General features: G+C 72.2%; 7 protein-coding genes. 6 read left to right on the top strand and 1 reads right to left on the bottom strand.

The window, feature by feature from the left end; genetic code table 11:
* The first annotated feature begins 40 nt into the window (after positions 1-40).
* From FCH28_RS01000 to FCH28_RS00990, 3 genes are read left to right on the top strand one after another with little or no spacing between them, the layout of a single operon-like run.
* A complete protein-coding gene (locus FCH28_RS01000; RefSeq protein WP_136737732.1) occupies positions 41-1,252 on the top strand; it encodes an MFS transporter in 1,212 nt (403 codons plus the stop codon).
* A gap of 46 nt (positions 1,253-1,298) precedes the next feature.
* On the top strand, positions 1,299-1,538 hold the full coding sequence (locus FCH28_RS00995) for a hypothetical protein (RefSeq protein ID WP_136737731.1): 240 nt from the start codon (positions 1,299-1,301) through the stop codon (positions 1,536-1,538).
* A gap of 5 nt (positions 1,539-1,543) precedes the next feature.
* The gene (locus FCH28_RS00990) at positions 1,544-2,194 is read left to right on the top strand and encodes an NAD(P)-dependent oxidoreductase (RefSeq protein WP_246102359.1); all 651 of its coding nucleotides are present in this window, start codon (positions 1,544-1,546) and stop codon (positions 2,192-2,194) included.
* A gap of 24 nt (positions 2,195-2,218) precedes the next feature.
* On the opposite strand, the gene FCH28_RS00985 is transcribed toward FCH28_RS00990, so the two are convergent.
* Positions 2,219-3,295 (bottom strand): histidinol-phosphate transaminase, encoded by a 1,077-nt coding sequence (locus tag FCH28_RS00985; RefSeq protein ID WP_136737729.1) that lies wholly within the window; start codon positions 3,293-3,295, stop codon positions 2,219-2,221.
* 265 nt (positions 3,296-3,560) lie between these two features.
* Between FCH28_RS00985 and FCH28_RS00980 the strand changes: the two genes are divergently transcribed.
* The 3 genes from FCH28_RS00980 (at position 3,561) to aroA (ending at position 24,327) form a co-directional block, all read left to right on the top strand.
* Positions 3,561-10,991, top strand: a complete 7,431-nt coding sequence (locus tag FCH28_RS00980; protein ID WP_246102231.1) for a type I polyketide synthase — start codon at positions 3,561-3,563, stop codon at positions 10,989-10,991.
* Positions 10,992-11,115: 124 nt separating this feature from the next.
* Positions 11,116-21,195 carry a type I polyketide synthase gene (locus tag FCH28_RS00975; protein ID WP_136737728.1) on the top strand — a complete coding sequence of 3,360 codons (10,080 nt, stop codon included), beginning with the start codon at positions 11,116-11,118 and terminating at the stop codon, positions 21,193-21,195.
* 129 nt (positions 21,196-21,324) lie between these two features.
* Positions 21,325-24,327, top strand: a complete 3,003-nt coding sequence (gene aroA / locus FCH28_RS00970; RefSeq protein WP_136737727.1) for a 3-phosphoshikimate 1-carboxyvinyltransferase — start codon at positions 21,325-21,327, stop codon at positions 24,325-24,327.
* Positions 24,328-24,332 lie beyond the last annotated feature (5 nt).

Genomic DNA, 24,332 nt, shown 5'->3' with positions numbered 1-24,332 from the left:
CCCGGGGTGCGGCCTTGCCGAGTCGACCCACGAAACCGTCATGACGGAACAGCTCACCCCGGTCAGATCCATGTCCCGGGCCTGGATCGGCCGGTACTCCCTGGCCTGGCTCGGGCTCTGGACGGCCTACCTGGTGCCGCAGCAGTTCGCGCTGCCCGACCAGCTGGCCCGGATCGACCCGGCCGGCCGGATCGCTCACTTCGGCGTCATCAACGCCGTGTGCGGCGTCGTCGCCCTGGTCGCGCTGCCCCTCTACGGCACGCTGTGCGACCGGACCCGGTCCCGGTTCGGCCGCCGGCGGCTCTGGGTCGCCGGCGGCGCGACGCTGTTCGCGGGCGGGCTGGTCGCCACCGGCCTGCAATCCGACTGGATCGGGGTGGGCCTGTCCTGGCTGGCGTGTTCGATCGGCTTCTCGACAGCCATGGTCGGTTTCACCGCGCTGGTCGCCGACCAGGTCCCCGAGGCCCAGCGCGGCACCGTGTCCAGCGCCATGTTCGGACCGCAGGCGATCGGGGTGGTGCTCGGCCTGTTCTGCCTGACCGCGATAACCGGCGACCTGCCGCGCTACCTGCTGCTCGCGGCGGGCGTGCTCGTGCTGGCCGCGCCCTTCGTCCTCAAGCACCGCGACACCGCCACGACCCGGTCCGACGGCAGTGTCAGCCTCCGCCAACTCGTGGCCACCGTTCGGGACAACCCCCCGTTCGCCTGGACCTTCGGCACCCGGCTGCTGATGAACCTGGCCAACGCGTTGGCCACCAGCTACCTGCTGTACTTCCTCACCGACGAGCTGCGGTTGGCCCACCCCGAACAGGAGCTGCTGCTGCTGACCTTGGTCAATCTGGGGTGGACGCTGGCTTCGCTCTACGCCTGCGGGGTGCTGTCCGACCGGCTCGGCCGGCGCCGGGCGTTCGTGGCCTGGGGCGCGACCGGCCAGGCGGCGGGCTGCGCGGTCCTCGCGATCGCGCCGGGTACGGACACCGCGCTGGTGGCGGCGTCGCTGTTCGGCCTCGGCGTCGGCGCCTACTTGGCCGTCGACCAGGCGATCATCACCGCGGTGCTGCCGGCGGCCGAGAACCGCGCCCGGGACCTGGGCATCATGAACATCGGCCTGTTCGGACCGCAGACCCTGGGCCCGCTGCTGGCCGGCCTGGTCATCGGCGAACTGGGCGGGTACCAGGTCCTGTCCGCACTGGCCGGGGTCACCAGCCTCGTCAGCGGCCTGCTGATCTACCGCGTGTCCTCGGTGCGTTGAGCGCGCCGAGCGCGACCGCCCCGACCGTCCCGACTGGAGTCCACCGATGTTCCGTCCGCTGCGGGTGTCCGCCGATGTGCCGTGGCTGCGAGCCCTGCTCCCGCTGTCCCTGATCCCCCGCGTCCATCTGAGCGCGCTGCCGGTGGCCCTGTCCTTCCTCGTCGCAGACTGGACCGGCTCGTACACGATCGTCGGCGCGGTCGGCGGGGGCATGGCCATCGCCCGGGCGGTGGCCGGTCCGGTCCGCGGGAAGGTGTCCGAAGCGGGCACCGGGGCGCAGGGGTGAGCGCGATGCGGGTGGTCGTGCTCGGGGTGACCACCGGTCTCGGCGGCCGGCTCGCCTCCTCCCTGCTGGCCGGCGGAGACACCACGGTCGGGCTGGTCCTGCGCCACGGCGACGCCGAGCGCGTGCGGGCCGCCGGCATCGAACCGTTCCTGCTCGACACCGACGGATCCGACCTCGACGGGCAGTTGACTCGGGCCTTCCGCGGCGCGGACGCCGTCGTGCTGGCGGCGGGCACCGGCACCGGTCCGGGCTCGCTCGGCGCGGCGGTGTCCTCGCCGGCGGCGCAGTTGTGCGCCGCAGCCGAGGGCTGCGGCATCCACCGGTTCGTGATGGTGAGCGCGCACCTGCCCGGCGCCGCGGACCGCGCCGCCCTCGGCGACCAGCTGGACGCCTACCTGGCCGAGAAGCGCGCCGCCGAACAAGTGGTGCGCGAGCGGGAGTTGGACTGGTGCGTGCTGCGCCCGGGCATGCTGACCGACGATCCCCCGCTGGGGACCGTGCGGGCCCGCCCCGACGGCGTGCCCGCGGTCGGCGACGAACTCTCCCGTGGCGACTGCGCGGAGGCGGTGCGTACCGTGTTGGCGCAGAAAATCACGGGTGTGTGGCTCGCCACGACCGGTTCGACGCCCATCGAGCAGGCATTTGCTCCGGGATAACGGGGGGCCGGGGTGGGCTGATGCTCATGCTCCGGCCGGGATATTCGCTGCCGTTGCCAGAAAGAGGTCATTGGATTCCCGAGAGCCCACAGTGACCCGGACTCCTTCCTCGGCGAATACCCGTACCGCGATACCGGCACGTGCACAGGCGTCGGCGAATTCGGCACTGCGCTCGCGGAGCGGGAGCCAGAGGAAGTTCGCCTGGGAGCGTGAGATCGGCCGGCCCTGCTCGATCAGGGCGTTCTCCATCCGGAGCCGCTCGGCAACGACCACGTCAACCCGCTTCATGACCTCGTCGGTTGCGGCCAAGGAAGCGATTGCCGCCTCCTGCCCGATCTGGCTGACCCCATAGGGCGCCGTCATGCGCAGCGCCGCCGCGACGGGTTCCGGGGCGATGGCGAACCCGATCCGCAATCCGGCCAGGCCGAATGCCTTGGAGAAGGTCCGCACCACGGCGACATGGGGGTACTCGCGGCAAATGGTGGCACCGTCCACCGCGTCCTTGTCACACACGTACTCGGCGTAGGCCTCATCCAATACAACAAGCACGTTCTCGGGAACGCGGTCGAGGAATTTCGCCAATTCATCCCGGCGCACTGCCGTACCGGTGGGGTTGTTGGGGGTGCAGAGGAAAATCAGCCGGGTCCGCTCAGTGACGCGCTCTGCCATGGCGTCGAGGTCGTGGTATCCATCGTCGGTCAACGGAACCCCGACCGCGGTCGCGCCGCAGATGGCCGTGGTGATGACGGGGTAGGCCTCGAACGACCGCCAGCCGTACATCACTTCGTCCCCCGGGGCGGCCATCGCTTGGATGAGCGACTGGATGACGCCCACCGACCCCGCGCCGGCGGCGAATCGGGTGGGCGGCAGATCAAACCTGCACGCCAGCGCGTCAATCAGCCGTTCACAGCCGAGATCGGGGTAACGGTTGAACCGCCTGGCGGCGGCGATCGCCGCATCCAGGACACCGGGCAGCGGATCGTACGGGTTCTCGTTCGCCGCCAGCAGGTGCAGGGGCTCCGAAGTTGGCGCACCGCCCGATCGGCTCGCCGCGTGAACGGCGATGGAGTGCAGTTCTGGACGCGGCAGTGGTCCTCGCATATCAGAACACACCTTCCCCAAGAGACCGTCAAACCTTGTCGACAATCTGCCGGTCGGCCTATTTGCCGGGCAACCCCTACGCCCCCCTCAAGCCACGTACCGCCGATAGCGCTTTCCCGTCCCTGGGGGAATTCGCTCCGCTGGCCTCCCCGATTTCCCGGCGGCGCATTACCGACCGGTGAGTCGCCGAACCGTAGCCCCGGGCACCGCATTCGGGGGTGATAGGGGTGTCGCGGCCAGGACCCTCTTGCTTGGGTTGTTCGGTATGACAGCAGGAATTCAGCGCGTCGTCGTCGTGGGTGTGGCCCGCCGGGAGGAATTCGGCGTCGCTTCGGTGTCGTCGGCCCTCTGGGCCGCGATCGAGGATGCCCAAGTGGTTCCGTCCGCCCGCAGCCGCGTGGTGGTTCTGCTCGCACGGACGGACGAGGAGGACCTGCCGGACTGGGACCAAATCCCTGGTGTGAGCGTGCGTTCTCGGCAGGACTCCGGCCAGATCTTCGCGGCGGCCGAGACGTGTCTGCGCGCGGATCGCCCCGCACTGGTCGTCGTCCGCGACGCGACCGGCGACGTAGCGGTGGCGCTCGCTCTGGAGTCGGCCGATGCCGAGCACTACGGTCCGCTCTCCGACGATGCCGAGGAGCGCGTGGCACAGCTGCGCGCGCTCAGGCCCCGGGACCGCACGAGCACCCCGGATGCCACGAGTACCGGCACCGTCCCGCTCCTGCTGTCCGGCCGTACCGACGCCGGTCTGCGCGCCCATGCCGGCCGTCTGGCGGGCCACCTCCAGGAGCGTGCGGACATCTCCCTGGCCGACGCCGCCTTCACCCAGGCCACGACCCGCACGCTCTGGCCGCACCGGGCGATGGTCACCGCGGCCGACCGGGATGCCATCGTCGCGGCCCTTCGCGCGGTGGCCGAGGGCCGCGCGAGCGATATGGCGGTACGGGCCGGGAGCGGTGGACCCGAGTCCGCGGTGTTCGTCTTCCCTGGCCAGGGCGCCCAGTGGGTGGGGATGGCTCGCGAACTCGCCGCCGAGGCCCCGGTCTTCCGGGACAAACTGGCCGAATGCGCGCGGGAACTGCGCCCGTTCGTGGATTTCGAGCTCGACGACGTGCTCTCCGGGGCCCTCCCGCTGGAGCGGGTCGAGGTGATCCAGCCGGCCCTGTTCGCCGTCATGGTGTCGCTCGCGGAGCTGTGGCGGTCGAACGGCGTCACGCCCGCCGCGGTCGTGGGCCACAGTTTCGGCGAGATCGCGGCGGTGACCGCCGCTGGAGCGCTCACCCTGGCGGACGGCGCGAGGCTGGTCGCCGCCGTCAGCAAGGCACTGGCGCGGCTCCAGGGCAACGGAGAGATGGTCGCCGTGGCGCTCCCCGCCGAACAGGTCGCCGAACTGGTCGCCGAGTGGGATCTGGACCTGGACATCGCGGTCGTCAACGGCCCTCGCTCGACGGTCGTCGCGGGCACCACCGAGTCCGCGGCGGCCTTGTTGGAGAGGCTGCGCGACCGGGACGTACGGGCCACACTGCTGCCCATCGGGATCGCCGGGCACTCGCGACGCATGGAGCCCGCCCACGAGTATCTGGTGCGGGAGGCCGCGGCGGTACGGCCGCGCGCCACCGAGATACCCGTGTACACGTCCACTACGACCGATCCGCTCGACACCGGCGACCTGGACGCCGAGCACTGGTTCCTCAGCCTTCGGGAGCCGGCCCGGTTCCAGCAGGTCATCGAGGAACTGCTCGGCCAGGGCCACCGCGTGTTCGTGGAGATCAGCCCGCACCCGGTGCTCACCCTGTCGATCGAGGAGACCGCCGCGCACATCGGCCGGGACGTCGTCGTCCTCGAAACCATGCGTCGTGACGACGCGGGCCACGACCGCTACCTCCGCGCCCTGGCCGAGGCACACCTGCACGGCGTCGCCCCGGACTGGAGCACCGTCCTCCCCGACGCACGCCGCGTCACGCTGCCTCCGTACCGGCTCGACCTGGACACCGCGGACGCCGCCGGCAGCGGCGGCACCGAGCCCGGCACCGGACTGCGCGAGCGGCTGCTCGGGTGCGACCCGGCACAACGCGTCGAAGAGGCCGTACGCCTCGTGGCGGACGCCGTGGCCGCGGAGATCGAGCCTTCGGCGACGGCCATCGGCGCGGACGAGGCGTTCTGGTCGCTGGGGGTGGACTCCGCGGGCGCCCTCCGGGTCCGCAACCGGCTGGTCGAGATGACAGGGCTGCGGCTGCCCGTGACGGTCCTGTTCGACCACCCCACTCCGCGCACGCTGGCGGAGGAACTGCTGCGCGCCGTGTTCGGCGGCGACGAACCGGCACCGGCCGCGACAGCGCCGGCCGACCCCGACGAGCCGCTCGCCATCGTCGGCATGGCCTGCCGGTTCCCCGGCGGGGTCGGCTCCCCGGACGAGTTGTGGCAGCTGGTGCACGAAGGGCGCGACGCGGTCGCGGCCTTCCCGGCCGACCGCGGCTGGGACCTCACCGCGCTGTACGATCCCGACGCCTCGCAGCCGGGCACCTCGTACCAACGCGAAGCCGCCCTGCTCGACGGCGTGGCGGAGTTCGACGCCGCCTTCTTCGGCATCTCCTCGCGTGAGGCACTGGCGATGGACCCGCAGCAGCGGCTGCTCCTGGAGACGTCGTGGGAAGCGCTGGAACGCGGCGGAATCGACAGCACGACCCTGCGGGGCAGCCGGACCGGGGTCTTCACCGGCGTCATGAGCCTGCCGTACGGCAGGCCGCTGCACCAGGCACGGCCCGACCTGGAGGGCTATGTGATGACGGGTACCACCTCCAGCGTGGTCTCCGGTCGGCTGTCCTACGTCCTGGGCCTGGAAGGTCCCGCCCTCACCCTCGACACGGCCTGCTCCTCCTCATTGGTGGCGCTGCACCTGGCGGGTCAGTCGCTGCGCCGCGGCGAGAGTGACCTGGCCCTGGTCGGCGGGGCGACGGTGATGGCCGAACCCGGTTTGTTCATCGAGTTCAGCAGGCTCCGCGCGCTCGCGCCCGACGGCCGTTCCAAACCGTTCTCCGCCGATGCCGACGGCTTCGGCATGGCCGAGGGCGTGGCCGTCCTGGTGGTGGAGCGGCTGTCCGACGCACGGCGACTGGGCCATGAGGTGCTGGCGGTGGTCAGGGGGAGCGCCGTCAACCAGGACGGCGCCTCCAACGGCCTCACCGCGCCCAACGGCCCCGCCCAGCAGCGGGTGATCCGGGCCGCGCTGGACAGCGCCGACCTGCGCGCCGCGGACATCGACGTGGTGGAGGCGCACGGCACCGGGACGCGACTGGGCGACCCCATCGAGGCACAGGCGCTGATGGCGACGTACGGGAGCGACCGCCCCGCCGAACGGCCGTTGTACGTCGGGTCCTTGAAGTCGAACATCGGGCACGCGCAGGCGGCGGCCGGGGTGGCCGGGGTGGTGAAGATGGTGCAGGCGCTGCGGCACGGTGTGATGCCGCGCAGCCTGTACGCGGACCATCCGACGAAGGAGGTGGAGTGGTCACCGCACACGGTCGAGCTGCTGGCCGAGTCGCGCGAGTGGGAACGCGCCGACGGCCGCCCGCGCCGGGCCGGTGTCTCCGCCTTCGGGATCAGCGGGACGAACGCGCACGTCATCCTGGAGGAGTTCGCCCCTGAGACTCCCGAGACCTCCAAGGGCGCGGAGTCCGCCGTTCCCTGGGCGGACGTGGCGGTGCCGCTGGTGCTCTCCGGCAAGACCCCGGACGCCGTACGCGGGCAGGCCCTGGCGCTGCGGGAGCACCTCGCGTCCCACCCGGAGCTGCCGCTGCCGCACGTCGCCCGGGAGCTGGCCACGTGCCGTACGACGTTCGAGCACCGTGCCGTGGTCACGGGCGACCGGGAGGGGGTGCGGGCCGGTCTCGGCGACGTCTCTCCGGTGCTCGCCGGGTCCGGCAAGGTGGCGGCCGTGTTCTCCGGCCAGGGTGCGCAGCGCGCGGGTATGGGCCGGCAACTGGCCGAGCACTTCCCGGTGTTCGACGAGGCCTTGACGGAGGTGTGCGGCCACCTCGACGCGGAGCTCGGACGTGGACTGCGGGAGGTGATGTGGTCCGAAGATCCGGAACTACTGGGCCGGACGGAGTTCGCACAGCCCGCGCTGTTCGCGTTCGAGGTGGCGCTGGCCCGGCTGTGGCGGTCCTGGGGCGTGTCGTTCACGGCTGTCGTCGGCCACTCGGTGGGCGAGATCGCCGCCGCCGTCGTCGCCGGGGTGCTGACGGTGCCGGACGCGGCGCGGCTGGTGGTGGCCCGGGGGCGGTTGATGCAGTCCCTGCCCGGCGGGGGCGCCATGCTCGCCATCGCGGCGGGCGAGGATGAGGTGACGGCCACTCTGGGCGATTCCGCGCTCGTCGGAATCGCCGCGGTCAACGGGCCCGAGGCGGTCGTCGTCTCCGGTGCCCGCGGCGAAGTGGCACGCGTGGGCGAGATCTGGCATGAACGCGGCCGGCGGGTCGCCGAGCTCCGGGTGAGCCACGCCTTCCACTCACCGCTGATGGAGCCGATCCTCGACGAGTTCCGTTCGGTGGTGGAGGAACTGCGCTTCCAGCCGCCGACCCTCCCGATCAGTGCCACCGCCGACACCGCCCACCCCATCGACACCCCTGCCTACTGGGTCGACCATGCGCGCAACGCCGTACGGTTCGGCGACGCGACAGGGCGGCTTCCGGAAGCAGACATCCTGATCGAGGTCGGCCCGGACGCCGCCCTGGCCCCGCTGATCGAGACCGGTCACACCGTCCTGCCCAGCACCCGGCGCGGCCAGTCCGAGACGCACACCGTCCTCACCGCGCTGGGCCGGGCCCACGCCCATGGCGCCGACGTCGACTGGGCCGCCGTCCTGCCGCCCGCTCCCCGCGCCGACCTGCCCACGTACGCCTTCCAACGGCAGCGCTTTTGGGACTCCGCGTCGGACACCACCAACCGTGTCTGCGCGGGAGCGGATCCGCAGCCGCACCCGATGCTCACCTCGCGCACCGATCTGCCGGATGCGGGGGGCCTGCTGCTGTCCGGCAGGCTGACACCCGGCAGCGACCCGTGGCTGTCGCACCACGTCGTCATGGGCACGATGCTGCTGCCCGGCACGGGCTTCGTCGAGCTCGCGCTCGAAGCGGCCCGCTCGTCCGGCGCCGGGTCGGTCGACGAACTCGTCCTGCGCGCGCCCATGGTGTTCACCGACGGCAAGCCCCGTGACCTTCAGGTGTGGGTGGGTCCTGACCAGGGCGCCGAGCGTGAGCTGCGGATCCGTACCAGGGAGACCGGCGGCGACTGGACGCTGCATGCCACCGGCCTCCTCGCGGCGCGCGCCGCCGACACCGAAGGCTTCAGCGACGGCGACTGGGCCGGCGAGGTCTGGCCCCCGGCCGGTGCGCGGCAGCTCGTCGGCGACTCCTTCTACGAGGACCTCGCCGCCCGTGGCTACGAGTACGGCCCGGCTTTCTGGGGCACCAAGGCCCTCTGGGAGCGTGACGGCGACCTCTTCGCGGAGGTCGTGCTGCCCGAGGGGCAGCCTCGCGGGTTCGGTATCCACCCCGCGCTGCTGGACGCCGCCCTGCATGCCCTGCCGATCACCGGCAGCCTCTACGAGGCCGGCGAGATCCGGCTGCCGTTCTCCTTCAACGGCGTGTCCCTGTTCTCCTCGGATGCCCGGCGGCTGCGGGTGCGTATCCGGGCGGACGTCGACTCCGCCGCCGTGTGGATCACGGACGACGCCGGGTCCCCCGTCCTCGCCATGGAGGGCCTCACCTTGCGCTCCATCGAGCGCGCACAGCTGGAAGCGGCGGGGGCGACCGGCCGCACCGGGTGGTTTTCCGTGACGTGGCGGCAGTTGGGGCGGGCCGCCACCGCCGACCGGGTGCCCGGGAACTGGCTCCTGCTCGGCGAGGTGCCCTCGGCGCTCGGCTCCCTCTTCGAAGACCCGGTCACCGCCGCTTCCTGGGACCGCTCGACCGCGCCGGACGGGGTGCTGGTCGGCGCCGGACGCGCGGAGGACCTGCTCGCCGCCCTGCACGAGGTCGCCGGGCGGCAGACCGGCCCGGTCTGGTGCGTCACGAGCGGTGCCGTCGGAGTGGGGACCGCCGACCCCGCCGCCGACGTGCGGGCGGCGGGTGTCTGGGGGCTCGGCCGGGTCGCCGCACTGGAACTGCCCGACCGCTGGGGCGGACTGGTGGATCTGCCCGAGCGGATCGACGACGCCACCCGACGGGCACTCGCCGGGATCCTCACCGGCGACGGCGACGGCGACGACGCCGACGACGCCGAGGACCAACTCGCCCTTCGCGACGGACGTCTGTGGGCTCGTAGGCTGGTGACCGCGACAGCGCCGCAGAGCAGTACCTGGGCGCCCAAGGGCACTGTGCTGATCACCGGCGGGACCGGCGGTCTCGGTGGGCACGTCGCTCGCCGGATCGCCGAGCAGAACAGCGCCGACCGTATCCTCCTCCTCTCCCGTCAGGGTCCGACGGCCCCCGGCGCCACCGAACTGCTGGCGGAGATCTCCGCGTTCGGCGCCAAGGCCGATGTCGTCGCCGTCGATGTGACGGACCGTTCCGCGATGGGCGGTTTGATCGCCACCCTGGCAGCAGAGGGGACCCCCGTGCGCACCGTGGTACATGCCGCGGGCGTGGTCCGGGACGTACCGATCGCGCAGACCGGGGCCGAGGAACTGGCGGCCCAGATGGCGGCCAAGGTCGAAGGTGCCCTGCTGCTCGACGAACTGCTGCCGGACCTCGACGACTTCGTCCTGTTCTCCTCCATCTCCGGAGTCTGGGGCGCCGCGGGCCAGGCCGGGTACGCCGCGGGCAACGCCTGCCTCGACGCGCTCGCCCGGCGTCGACGCGAGCAGGGCAAGCCCGCGACCTCCGTCGCCTGGGGGCCGTGGGCGGGCGGCGGCATGCTGACCGAGCACGATGAACGGGAACTGCGCAAGCGTGGTCTGACCCCTCTCCTGGTGCCTGCCGCTGTCCAGGCCCTGGAGCAGAGCATCATGGCCGACAGCGCGTGGGACCCGGTGGTGGCCGACATCACCTGGTCGCGCTTCCTGCCGGCGTTCACCGCGTCCCGGCCCAGTCCGCTGCTCGGCTCGTTCGAGGAGAAGGCCGCCGTTGAGCCCCTGGCATCGTCGGACGGCCGGCCTACCGAGGGCGAGACGCAGAGCCTCACGCAGCGGCTCGCCGCACTGCCGGACGCCGAACGGCTCCCCGCCCTGACCGAGGTCGTGCGGACCCATGTGGCGGCACTCATCGGAGAGTCCGGACCCGAGCGGGTCGGTCCCGACCGTGCGCTCAAGGAGATCGGGTTCGACTCCCTGATGTCCGTTGAGCTGCGCAACAGGTTCGCCGGTCTCATCAACGTCAAGCTGCCCGCCACGCTGGTCTTCGACCATCCGACGCCGAACGCGCTGGCCCTGCATCTCTTGGGGCACCTCGACCTCGGCGCGGCCGGCGCCGCGCCGGCCGAACAGCCGCTGCTGGAAGTGGTCGAGCAGATCGAGAGCAGGGGCCTGTCCCCGCTCACCGACACCTCCACCCGCAAGGCCCTGGCCGGCCGTCTCACCGAGCTGTTGGACCGGCTGGCCGCACTCGACGCCAGGCCGGTCGCCGAGGCGGACGGGCTCGCCTCGGCCAGTGCCGCCGAGCTGATGCAGTTCATCGACACCGAGTTGGGCGACATCTGACCCCGGGCGACCCCGTCGGCCCCGCAGGCCCTGGGCGGAGCCGCCACCGATCCCGCTGCCACCACTCCTGTTCCCGTCGCGCCCTGTTCCGGGCAGACCGCCGCGAAGCCGATAGGTGCAAGACATGACAACAGACGAAAGCCAGCTCGTCGCATACCTCCGCAAGGTCACCACCGATCTGCAGAAGACCCGATCGCGGCTGCGGGACGCCGAGACGAAGAACCACGAGCCGATCGCGATCGTGGGCATCGGTTGCCGCTATCCGGGCGGGGTGCACGGCGCCGACGACCTGTGGCGGCTCGTCGTGGAGGGGCGCGACGCCATCAGCGGCTTCCCGCAGGACCGCGGCTGGGATGTGGCCGGCCTCTACGACCCCGACCCGGACGCCGTCGGGAAGTCGTACACCCGCGAAGGCGGCTTCCTCACCGACATCGACCTCTTCGACGCCGACTTCTTCGGACTCAGCCCACGAGAGGCGCTGGCCATGGACCCGCAGCAGCGGCTGCTGCTGGAGACGTCCTGGGAGGCGCTGGAGAGCGCGGGCATCCGTCCCGCCGTCCTGCGCGGCAGCCGCACGGGCGTGTTCACAGGTGTCATGCACCACGACTACGGCAGCCGTTTCACCAAAGCCCCTGACGGGTTCGAGGGCTACGTCCACATGGGCAGCGCGGGCAGCATGGCCGTCGGCAGGGTCGCCTACCACTTCGGCCTGGAGGGTCCAGCCGTCACCGTCGACACCGCGTGCTCCTCATCGCTCGTCTCCCTGCACCTGGCATGTCAGTCGCTCCGCGCGGGCGAGTGCGATCTGGCTCTGGCCGGCGGCGTCGCGATCATGGCCGGCCCCACCTTCTTCGTCGAGTACAGCCGTCAGCGGGTGCTGTCCACCGACGGCCGTTGCCACTCCTTCGCCGACGACGGAGACGGAACCGGCTGGTCCGAGGGGGTGGGCGTGCTGGCCGTGGAGCGGTTGTCGGACGCGCGGCGGCTGGGGCACGAGGTCCTGGCGGTGGTACGGGGCAGCGCGGTCAACCAGGACGGTGCCTCGAACGGGATGACGGCGCCGAGTGGTCCCGCTCAGCAGCGCGTCATCGACTCGGCTCTGCGCAGTGCTCGTCTGACCGCGGACGAGATCGACGTGGTGGAGGCGCACGGGACGGGAACGCGGCTGGGCGATCCCATCGAGGCACAGGCCTTGATGGCGACGTACGGCAGGGGGCGTTCGGCACAACGGCCGCTGTGGCTCGGTTCGTTGAAGTCGAACATCGGGCACACCCAGGCGGCCGCGGGCGTCGGTGGCGTGATCAAGATGGTGCAGGCCCTGCGGCACGGCGTACTGCCACGGAGCCTTTACGCGGAGCGTCCGTCGACGGAGGTCGACTGGTCCTCGGGGGCGGTCGCGCTGCTGGCGCGGGAGCGGGCGTGGGAGCGCGTCGAGGACCGCCCGCGTCGGGCTGGTGTGTCCTCCTTCGGAATGAGCGGCACGAACGCGCATGTGATCGTGGAGGAGTTCGTCCCCGAGCCCGCCGGAGAGAAAGAGACGGAGCCGTCTGCCCCGTGGGCGGAGACATCGGTACCGCTGGTGCTGTCGGGCAGGACGCCGGGGGCCGTGCGTGCGCAGGCGGCGGCACTGCGGGGCCACCTGGCGGCTCGGCCGGAGCTGTCCCTCGCGCGGGCGGCGCGGGAGTCGGCTGTGCACCGGACGGCGTTCGAGCATCGTGCGACGGTCACGGGTGACCGCGACGCCGTGCTGGCCGGGCTCGGTGACGTCACTCCCGTGGCCGCCGGCGGCGGTCGAGTGGCGGCTGTGTTCTCCGGCCAAGGCGCTCAGCACGTCGGGATGGGCCATCAACTGGCCGCGGATTTCCCGGTGTTCGCCGGGGCGCTGGACGAGGTGTGCGCGGTGGTGGATCCGTTGTTGGGGCGGTCGTTGCGGGAGGTGATGTGGTCGGGGCCTACGGAGGTGTTGGAGCGGACGGAGTTCGCGCAGCCGGCGTTGTTCGCGTTCGAGGTGGCGATGGCGCGGTTGTGGCAGTCGTGGGGCGTGGAGTTCTCCGTGCTCGCGGGGCACTCCGTGGGGGAGATCGCCGTCGCGGTCGTGGCCGGGGCGTTGTCCCTGGAGGACGGGGCCCGGTTGGCCGTGGTGCGCGGCCGGCTGATGCAGCGGTTGCCGGAGGGCGGAGCGATGCTGGCGGTCGCCGCCGGCGAGGAGGAGGTCGCCGCGACGCTGGGGGATCCGGCGCTCGTGGGCATCGCCGCGGTCAACGGCCCTGAGGCGGTGGTGGTCTCCGGTGCCCGTGAGGAGGTCGAGCGGGTCGCCGGGATATGGCGCGAGCGTGGTCGGCGCACGAGCCGGCTACGGGTCAGCCACGCGTTCCACTCGCCGTTGATGGAACCGGTTCTGGACGAGTTCCGTGTGGTGGCGGAGGAGTTGGACCGGAGGGAGCCGACGCTGCCGGTGATGGCGTCGGCCGAGACCACGCATCCGTTCGCCACCTCGGCCTACTGGGTCGACCACGCCCGTCGGGCGGTGCGGTTCCATGACGCCGTCACGCGACTCGCGGAGGTGGACGTCGTCGTCGAGATCGGCCCCGACGCGGTCCTGGCACCGCTGATCGACACCGGTCGTACGGTTCTGCCGAGTTGCCGCCGTGAGCAGAGCGAGACCCTGACTCTGCTGACCGCGCTCGGCGAGGCCCATGCGCATGGCGTCGAGGTCGACTGGACGGCCCTCTTCCCGGCTGCTCCCCGTGCCGACCTGCCCGCCTACCCCTTCCAGCACCGACGCTACTGGCTCGCGCCCCCCGCCCTCACGGGTGACGGTGCCGACGCGCTGGACCACCCCCTGCTGTCCGGCATCGTGGAACTGCCGGGTCAGGGCGGCGTGGTGCTCACCGGCAGGATCTCGCCCGACCGTGACCCCTGGCTCGCCGACCACGCGGTCTCCGGTGCCGTGCTCTTCCCCGGTACCGGTTTCCTGGAACTCGCCCTGCGGGCCGCCCGGCAGGTGGGGTGGCGGCAGGTCGCCGACCTCGTCGTCCAGACGCCGCTCGTCCTGCCCGCCGCCGGCACCGACATCCAGGTCTGGGTCGAACCGCCGGGCGAGCCGGAGCGCGCGCTGGTCGTCCGAGGCCGGAGCGACGGCGACAGCGACTGGGTGGAGTACGCCACGGGAAGGCTCGTGGCAGAGCCCCCCGCGTCCTCCCCTCAGGGGAACCCTCGCACCGACGCCGAGTGGGCCATCGGACAGTGGCCGCCGCAGGGCGCCGAGGAGATGCCGGTCGAGGAGCTCTACGACACCCTCGCCGCCCGTGGCTACGGCTACGGCCCGGTCTTCCGCGGCCTGCGGGCGCTATGGCGGTCCGGCGACGAGCTGTACGCCGAGGTCGTCCTCCCCGAGCCGGCCCACGACGGCCGGTACGGCTGCCACCCCGCGCTGCTGGACGCCGCCCTGCACCCGCTGGCAGCCGCCGACTCCGGTCAGCAGGTCCGGCTGCCCTTCGCCTTCGGCCGGGTGACCGTGCACTCCCCCGGCGCCTCCGAACTGCGCGTACGCCTGAGGACCGGCGCCGAGACCATGCGCCTGGACGCGGTCACCAGCACCGGGGACCCGGTCCTCACCATCGGGGAACTGGTGCTGAGGGTGGCTGACACCGCCCGGCTGACGGCACGGGCGGACGGGCACATCCATCGCCTCGGCTACGAGGTCACCTGGCAGATCCTGCCCGACCCGCCGCGTGCCGACCGGCTCCCCGGCACCTGGATCGTCCTCGCGCCACCGGCGACGGACGTCTCCTGGACCCGGGACCTGGCCGAGCACACGCTCGCCGTCGATCTCGACACCACCGCGGACCGCCCCGGTCTCGTGGCACGGCTGGCCGACGTCACACAAGTTCCCACAGCCGCGGACCCGATGGGTGTGCTGCTGTTCGCCGCCCACCCGGACCTCCTCGTCACCGCGCTGCAGGCGCTCACCGACGCCGGTGTGGACGCCCCGGTGTGGTGCCTGACCCATGAGTCGGACGACGAGCTCGACACGGCCGCCGTGTGGGGCGCAGGCCGGGCGGCGGCCCTCGAACTCCCGGACCGCTGGGGCGGCCTGGTCGATCTGCCCCCGGCCGGCGTACGGCCCGACCTCGACTGCCTGGCCGGCCTGCTCTCCGCGGGCACGGGCGAGGACCAGATCCGCCTCAGGCCCGACGGGGTGTCCGTACGCCGCCTGATCAAGCCGGAACGGGCGACGCAACCGGCCGCCGACTGGACGCCGTCCGGCACAGTGGTGATCACCGGGGGCACCGGGGCGCTGGGCGGTCATGTCGCCCGCTGGGCCGCGGGCCTCGGCGGCTGCTCCCTGCTGCTCGTCTCCCGCCGGGGTCCGGAGGCGCCCGGCGCGCAGGAACTGCTGGCCGAACTGGCCGCCACCGGCACCCCGGTACGGATCGTCGCCGCCGATGTCGCCGACCGGTCCGCCATGGCCGAGCTGGTGCGTGAGGCGGCGGACGCGGGCACCCCCGTCCGCGCGGTGTTCCATGCTGCGGGAGTCGCCGACGAGACACCGTTGCTGGAGACCACCCTCGACCGGTTCCACGCCGTCCTGGAGGGCAAGGCGGGCGGTGCCCGGGTCCTCGACGAGGTGCTCGGCGAAGCCGACTTGGACGCCTTCGTCGTCTTCTCCTCCGTCTCCGGTGTCTGGGGAGCTTCGGGGCAGAGCGCGTACGGGGCGGGCAACGCCGTGCTGGAGGCGCTGGCCGCCCGGCGCCAAGCACGCGGTCTGGCCGGCACGGCGCTCGCATGGGGTCCATGGTCGGGCGGCGGCATGGTCGACGCCGACCTGGAGCGACGGCTGCGACGCCAGGGCCTCATCCCGCTCCCGGTCGACGACGCCGTGGCGGCGCTGTCGACGGCGGTGTCCCTCGGCGAGAACCGGGTTCTGGCCGACGTGGCGTGGTCGCGTTTCCTGCCGGTGTTCGCCGCCGGCCGTCCTGCCCCGCTCTTCACGGCTCTCCGTCCCGCGCCGCGCCACACAACGGCGTCCGCCGCGACGGCCGCGCCCGGATCGACGGCCGAGCGGCTGGCCGCCCTCCCGTCCGGGGACCGCGGCAAGGCGTTGTCCGACCTCGTACGGGCCGAGATCGCCTCGGCCGTCGGGCACCACGACATGAGCGCGGTCGACGCGGAGCGCCCGCTGGGCGAGTTCGGTTTCGACTCCCTCATGTCCGTCCAACTGCGCAACCGGCTTTCGGCCGCGACCGGTGTCCGTCTGCCCGCGACGCTGGTCTTCGACCATCCGACCGCCGGCGCGCTCGCCCGGCACCTGGAGAGCGAGCTCGCCACCGAGCCGTCGCCACTCCCCCGGCAGCCCGCCACGCCCAGGACGGCCGTCGCCGACGAACCCCTCGCCATCGTCGGGATGGCCTGCCGCTACCCGGGCGGTGTCGCGTCTCCCGAGGATCTGTGGCGACTCGTAGCGCAGGGCCGGGACGCCGTCGGCGAATTCCCCACCGACCGGGGATGGGACCTGGCGGGCCTCTACCACCCGGACCGCTCCCGGGCCGGTACCACGTACACCAGTCAGGGTGGATTCCTCGACGACCCCGCCGGGTTCGACGCGGCCTTCTTCGGTATCTCGCCCCGTGAGGCGCTGGCCATGGACCCGCAGCAGCGGCTGCTGCTGGAGGCGTCCTGGGAGGCCGTGGAGCATGCGGGGATCGCTCCCGACACCCTGCACGACAGCCGTACCGGCGTGTTCGTCGGCACCATGTACAACGACTACTTCTCGCGTCTGAGCAGCACGCCGGAGAACCTTGAGGGGATCATCGGCATCGCCAACAGCAACAGCGTCATGTCCGGGCGTATCTCCTACCTTCTCGGCCTTCAGGGCCCGGCGGTCACGCTCGACACCGCCTGCTCGACCTCGCTGGTCGCCCTGCACCTCGCCGGCCAGGCGCTGCGCCGGGGCGAGTGTGATCTCGCGCTGGCGGGCGGCGCCACCGTGATGGCGTCACCGCACATCTTCGTCGAGTTCAGCCGCCAGGGCGGCCTGGCCGTGGACGGCCGGTGCAAGTCGTTCTCCGCCGACGCGGACGGCACCGGCTGGTCGGAGGGCGTCGGCCTGCTCGTCGTGGAACGGCTGTCCGACGCGCGCCGGCTGGGACACGAGGTCCTCGCCGTGGTCCAGGGCTCCGCCGTCAACCAGGACGGTGCGTCCAACGGCCTGACCGCCCCGAGCGGTCCCGCGCAGCAACGCGTCGTGGCGGCCGCGCTCGCGCAGGCGGGCATCGCAGCCACCGAGGTCGACGCCGTCGAGGCGCACGGCACCGGCACCCGGCTGGGCGACCCGATCGAGGCCCAGGCCCTGATCGCGACCTACGGCCGGGAGCGCGAGGCGGAGCGGCCGCTGTACCTCGGGTCGCTGAAGTCGAACATCGGCCACGCACAGGCGGCGGCCGGAGTCGGCGGTGTGATCAAGATGGTGCAGGCACTGCGACACGAACTGCTGCCCCGCACGCTGCACGCCGACCCGCCGTCACCCGAGGTGGACTGGTCGTCGGAGGCCGTGCGACTCCTCACCGAGGAACGCCCCTGGCCCCGAGGCGACCGGCCGCGCCTGGCCGGCGTGTCGTCGTTCGGTATCAGCGGCACGAACGCGCACATCGTGCTGGCGGAGGGCGATCCCCTCGACGGCGAGCCCGCCGAGGGAGCACCTGTGGACGGCGAGTCCGTCGAGAGCGGCGCTCCCGTGGACACGTCGGACTCCGCCGCGGCCCGGACTCCACTGCCGTATGTGCTCACCGCCCGCAGCGCGGCCGGACTCCCGGCACAGGCCCGCGCCCTGCACTCCCACCTGCTCGGCCGCCCGGGGCTCGAACCGGCCGATGTGGCCTGGTCATTGGTCATGACCCGGTCCCTTCACGACCATCGGGCGGTCCTGGTGGCCGAGGACCGGCAGGAGCTGCTCGACGCCCTCGCCGCACTCGCGGACCCGGCCGCGACGACGCCGCGCCGCGCGGTGTCCACCGGAACGGCCGGACGCGGACGTGTGGCGGGCCTCTTCTCCGGTCAGGGTGCGCAGCGGTCGGGTATGGGGCGTGAACTGGCGGGGCGTTTCCCGGTGTTCGCCGATGTGCTGGACGAAGTGTGCGCGGTGGTGGATCCGTTGTTGGGGCGGTCGTTGCGGGAGGTGATGTGGTCGGGGTCCGCGGAGGTGTTGGAGCGGACGGAGTTCGCGCAGCCGGCGTTGTTCGCGTTCGAAGTGGCGATGGCGCGATTGTGGCAGTCGTGGGGCGTGGAGTTCTCCGTGCTCGCGGGGCATTCGGTCGGGGAGATCGCCGCCGCGGTGGTGGCCGGGACGTTGTCCCTGGACGACGGGGCCCGGTTGGCCGTGGTGCGCGGCCAGTTGATGCAGGCGTTGCCGGACGGCGGGGCCATGGTCGCGATCGCCGCGGGCGAGGATGAGGTGGCCGCGAGCCTCGCGGGCGTACCGGATGTGGCGATCGCCGCCGTGAACGGCCCCGAAGCCGTCGTCGTCTCCGGGACGGAGGCCGACGTGCTGCGGATCGCGGACCACTGGCGTGAACAGGGCCGCCGTACAACCCGGCTGAGGGTGAGCCACGCCTTCCACTCGCCACTCATGGAGCCGATGCTCGACGACTTCGCGGCGGTCCTCGGCGAACTGACCTTCCACGAGCCGTCCATCCCGGTCAGCCCGTCGGCCGACAGCTCACGGCCCTTCGCGTCCGCGGAGTACTGGCTCGACCACGCCCGCCACGCCGTACGCTTCGCCGACGCCCTCAGCGGCCTGGACGACGCTGACGTGCTCGTCGAACTCGGCCCGGACGCCGCGCTGGCGCCTCTGGCAGGGACGGAGAAGCCGGTCCTCGCCTCCGCGCGACGCGATCAGCCCGAGGTACGCACCCTGGTCACGGCGCTCGGCGCCGGGCACGCCCACGGCGTATCCGTCGACTGGACGGCGGCGCTCGACGAGGGCAGGCAGGTCCGGCTCCCCACCTACTCCTTCCAGCACGAGCGCTACTGGCTGGACGAGGACACGGCGGCGGGCCGAGGCACCGGCTCCGTGGACGACGCGACGAAGGCACGGTTCTGGCAGGTTGTCGAAAACCAGGACCTCGACGGCCTGACCCGCACCCTCGGTCTCGACGCGGAGACGTCCCTGCGGGCCGCGCTGCCGGTGCTGCACGACTGGCACCGCACCAGCACCACGCTCGCTCGGGCCGCGGGCTGGCGCTACCGCGTCGCCTGGGACCAAGTGCCCGCGGACGACACGGCCGTGGCGCTCGACGGCACGTGGTGGATCGTCGTACCCAGGGATGCCGCCGACACCACGACGGCCGACGCCGTGCGGCGGGCGCTCGCCGCCGCAGGTGCGAACCCCCGGGTCATCACCGTCGATCCGCACCGCACGGACCGCGCGACGTTGGCGAAGGAACTTGCCGCGGCCGCCGACGGCACGGTGGCGGGGACGGTGTCCCTGCTGGCGGAGTCCGGCGGCGAGGACACCAGGCACCGCGGCGTCGCGGCCGGGGCACTGGCCACCCTGGTGCTCCTGCAGGCCCTGCACGACGCGGACATATCGACCCGTCTGTGGACGCTGACGCGGGGCGCCGTACGAACCGGGCCGGCGGACACCGCACCAGACCCCTGGCACGCCCAGGTATGGGGCCTCGGTCGCGTCGCCGCCCTCGAACACCCGGCGCTGTGGGGCGGTCTGATCGATCTCCCCGCCGAAGGGGAGCCGGCCGGCTTGGCCGTCGTCCTTTCCGGGACCACCGGGGAGGACCAGGTGGCACTGCGCGGGGACGGCGTTCGTGCGCGTCGCCTCACCCCTGCCGGCACGCCCGACGACCCGGGGGCCGGCGCCCACGCACCCGGTGCGGACGGGTGGACGGACGGAGCGGTTCTGATCACCGGCGGTACCGGAGCGCTCGGTGCGCACACCGCCCGCATGCTTGCCTCGCGGGGTGTGTCCCGGCTGGTCCTCGCCAGCCGTCGTGGTCCCGCCGCTCCCGGCGCCGAGGTACTGCGCGCCGAACTGGAGGCACTCGGCGCGACGGTCGACCTGACGGCCTGCGACGTGACCGACCGCGACGCCGTCGGCCGGCTGGCCGAGGGCCTTGCCGCTGAGGGCGCCCCCGTCCGCGCGGTGGTGCACGCGGCGGGTGTCGCCGCCGAACGGCCGTTGACGGAACTCGTCGGGGACGACTTCTCGGCGGTGGCCGACGCGAAGGTCACCGCCGCGGAAATCCTCGACGACGTGCTGGGGGACGACCTGGCGGCGTTCGTCGTCTATTCCTCCATCGCCGGCACCTGGGGCAGCGCGGGCAACGGCCCGTACGCCGCCGCCAACGCTCACCTGGACGCACTGGTCGAGCGGCGGCGGGCACGCGGCGCCGTCGGCACGGCCGTCGCCTGGGGACCCTGGAGCGGGGGCGGCATGGCGGACGACCGCTTCCAGGAGGAGATGCTGCGCCGCGGTGTCAGTGCCCTCCCACCCCAAGGTGCCACCGCCGCCCTCGCTCAGGCCCTGGAGCATGACGACACGACGGTCACGGTCGTCGACGTCGACTGGGACCACTTCGCCCGCGTCTTCGCCAGCAACCGCCCCAGCCCGCTGCTTCGGCACCTGACGGAGCCTGCCGCTGCTGCCGGCGAGGCCCCCGCCCGGACGGAACTGGCCGAGCGCCTCGCGGCCTTGGATGCCGGGACGCGGCGCGGCGCGGTGCTGGATCTGGTGCGCGCGGAGGTCGCGGGGGTGCTGGGCCATGCCACGTCGCAGGCCGTCGCCGTGGACCGCGCCTTCACCGACATGGGGTTCGACTCCCTCATGGCCGTCGAACTGCGCGCCCGGCTCGGCGTGGTCAGCGGCCTCGCGCTGCCGACCACCCTCGTCTTCGACCACCCGAGTCCCGCGGAGGTGGCCGACTTCCTCTGCGACCGGTTCGAGCCCGACCGGGACGCCCTCACCAACGAGGTCCTGGAGAAGCTCGACTGGCTGGAGAACACCCTGCTGGACGCCGCGCACAGCCAGGGCGCCCGCGCGCGGTTCGGCTCCCGGCTCGACGCCCTGCTCGCCCGACTCGACCGTACGACGGCCCCGCCCGAGACCCGGCTGTCGGACCCGGTCGCGGACGACATCGAATCGGCGACCGCCGAAGAACTGCTCGCAATCGTCGAGAAGCATTTCGACTAGTTACCCGGTCCCGCTATGAGCGGGTAAGCCCCGCAGCATTAGGGGCCATTAGGGGATAGTGAATCGATCCGATACCGGAGAGCATTCATCAAGAGGATTTTGCGAAATGCCTAGGAGTGAACACATCCCATGCATCTTCTCGTCAAGGGAGTTCAGCACCGGATTTCCAGCGAAATCCTCGTACCGAACTCCAAATATCATGCACACCGTGCACTGATCCTCGCCTCGCTCGCGGACGGAGAGAGCCGGATCCACGGCCTGTCCGACGCCCGGCACGTCGAGTACACCGTTCGGCTGCTGCGCGACCTCGGCGTACGGATCGTCCGCGAGGGCGACACCTTTGTGGTGCGGGGGCTCGGCGGCCACTACCGGCCGGTCCAGGACGCCGTCTCGGCCGGCAGTTCCGGCACCACCCTCTATTTCATGACCGGGCTCGCCTCCCTGTCGAACCGAGCGGTCACGATCACCGGGCAGAAATACTTTCGGAACCGCCCGGTGGGCCCGCTGCTGCGGGCACTGGAACAGATGGGCGTACGCCTGGAGTCGGTGAATGACTGCCCCCCTCTTCACATCCGGAGCCATCGGCCCACGGGCGGCGAGGTGACCATTCCGGGCACCTTGTCCCAGTGGATATCCGGACTGCTGCTGCTCGCGCCGTTCGCCACCGGCCCCACCACCATCACCGTGTCGGGCACGCTCAACGAACGCACCTATCTGGAGCTGACCGTCGCGATGATGCGGGAGTTCGGCCTGGAAGTGACCGTGACGCCCGACTGGCGGCGCTTCGACGTGGCGCCGAATCAGAGCGTGCGGCCCACCGAGCTGACGTTGCCCCCCGACATCGGATCCGCGGCCTTCGGCATCGCCACCGCCGCGCTGCACCCCTCCGACGTACTCCTGCGCGGAATACCAAGCCTGACCGGTGGCCCCACCGACCACCCGGAGTTCCACTTCATCGACATAGCACGCTCCATGGGCGTCCCCATGCAACTGGACCCGGTGGCCGGCGGTGTCCGGATCCAGCAGGACGCCCCCCTGCTGAAGGCCGTCGACGTCGACTGCCGCGACGTGCCGGACATGCTTCCCATCCTTTCCACCCTCGCCACCTTCGCGCACGGCGAGTCGGTGTTCCACAACGTCGCGCACACCCGGCTGAAGGAGTCCGACCGGGCCGGCGCGATGCTCCAGCTCAACTCCATGGGCGCCGAACTGGAGTTGGCCGACGACACCTTGAGGGTGACCGGGGTGGACGGTCTGGTCGGCGGGGAGCTGTCGTCGTACAACGACCACCGGGTGCTGATGTCGCTGGCCGTCGCCTCCTCGCGCGCCGGGGGCCACTCCACGCTGACGTACCCCCACGCCTACCGCATCTCCTATCCGGGCTTCCTCGACATGATGAACGCCGTCGGCGTGCCGACGTCCGTGGAGAAGGGCCCCGGACGCTCCGCCAGAAGCCGTGCCCGCAAACCCGTCCAGCCCGCCGCGGACCCGGACCACGCCTGCCAGGTCACCCTGCCGGAGTGGCTCGCCCGGCACGCCGCGTCCCGTCCCGGTGATACCGCCCTCGTGGACGTACGCCCGGACGGCGACTCCGTCGTCACCTGGAGCGATCTGGCCGGCCAGGTGGACAAGGCCGCCGCGCTGCTCCTCGAACTCGGCGTGCGGCCGGGCGAGAACGTGGCGTACCAGCTGCCCAACCGCCTGGAGTACGTGGTGCTGTCGCTGGCGGCCCTGCGGATCGGCGCCGTCTGCTGCCCGGTCATCCCGTTCTTCCGGGAACGCGAACTCGGCCTGGTCCTGCGTCGCTCCAGGGCCCGCGTCCTCGTCGTCATGGACGAGTACCGCTCTCGGCGCCCCGCGGAGGAGGCACTCGCCCTCGCCGCCACCCGCGGCCCGGACACGGCGAACCTGGAGCATGTCGTGGTGCTGGCCCGGTCGGGCGGCAGCAGCCCACTGCCACAACCGCCCCCGGACGGCGTCCGCCTGCACGACTGGGCGACCGCCCTGAAGACGACGACGGTCGACCGGGCGGCCCTCGACGCGATCCAGCCGGCGGCCGAGACGACGGCGCAGCTGCTGTTCACCTCGGGCACCACCGGCGAGCCCAAGGGGGTCATGCAGTCGTCCTCGAACCTGGTCCGGGCTGTCTCGATGGAGATCCGGCATCTCGGCCTCGGTCCCGAGGACGCCGTCTGGGTGCCTTCTCCACTCGCCCACCAGACCGGGTTCCTGTACGGGATGACGCTGGCGACCGTGCTGGGCGTGCCCCAGATCCTGCAGTCCGAGTGGGACGCGCGGCGCGCCCTCGTCTCGCTGAACACGCACCGGGCGACGTTCGTCCAGGCCGCCACGCCGTTCCTGGCCGACCTGGTGAAGGCGGTCGAGGAGATCGGCGAGGCGCCCCGGCATCTGCGGATCTTCGTGGCCACCGGCGCCACCGTGCCCCGCTCGCTGGCCGAGCACGCGAGCGGGGTGTTGGGCACGAAGGTGTGCGGCGCCTTCGGCACCACCGAAACCTGCCTCGGCGCACTGTCCACGCCGAACGACGCACCGGAGCGGCGCTGGGGCACCGACGGGCGGGTCCTCGACGGCGTACGGCTGCGGGTCACCGACGACCGGGGCGAGGTGCTGGCACCGGGCACCGAGGGCAACTTCGAGATCCTCTCGCCGACGACGTTCGAGGGCTATCTCGACCGCCCCGACCTGACCGCGGAGGCCTTCACCCCGGGTGGCTGGTTCCGCACCGGCGACCTCGCGGTGATCGACGAGTCGGGCTACGTGCGTATCACCGGCCGGGTCAAGGACGTGATCAACCGCGGCGGCGAGAAGATCCCCGTCGCCGAGATGGAGCAGCTGCTGTTCGGTCACCCCGCCGTCGACGACGTGGCCATCGTGGCCATGCCCGACGAGCGACTCGGCGAGCGTGCCTGTGCGTTCGTCGTCCTCAAGGACGGCGCGCTGCTCGGCTTCGAGGAGATGTGCCGCTACCTCGACGGACACCAGGCAGCCAAGCAGTACTGGCCGGAACGGCTCCAGCTCGTCCCGGATCTCCCACGCAACCCGATCGGCAAGGTCCAGAAGTTCGAACTGCGGGCCAGGGCGCGCCACCTGCGTCCCCATACCGCGCAGTGACAGGA

The organism is Streptomyces piniterrae (assembly GCF_005048155.1).
In the GTDB taxonomy this organism is placed as follows: Bacteria; Actinomycetota; Actinomycetes; order Streptomycetales; family Streptomycetaceae; genus Streptomyces; species Streptomyces piniterrae.
This window is presented reverse-complemented; position numbering and strand designations above follow the sequence as displayed.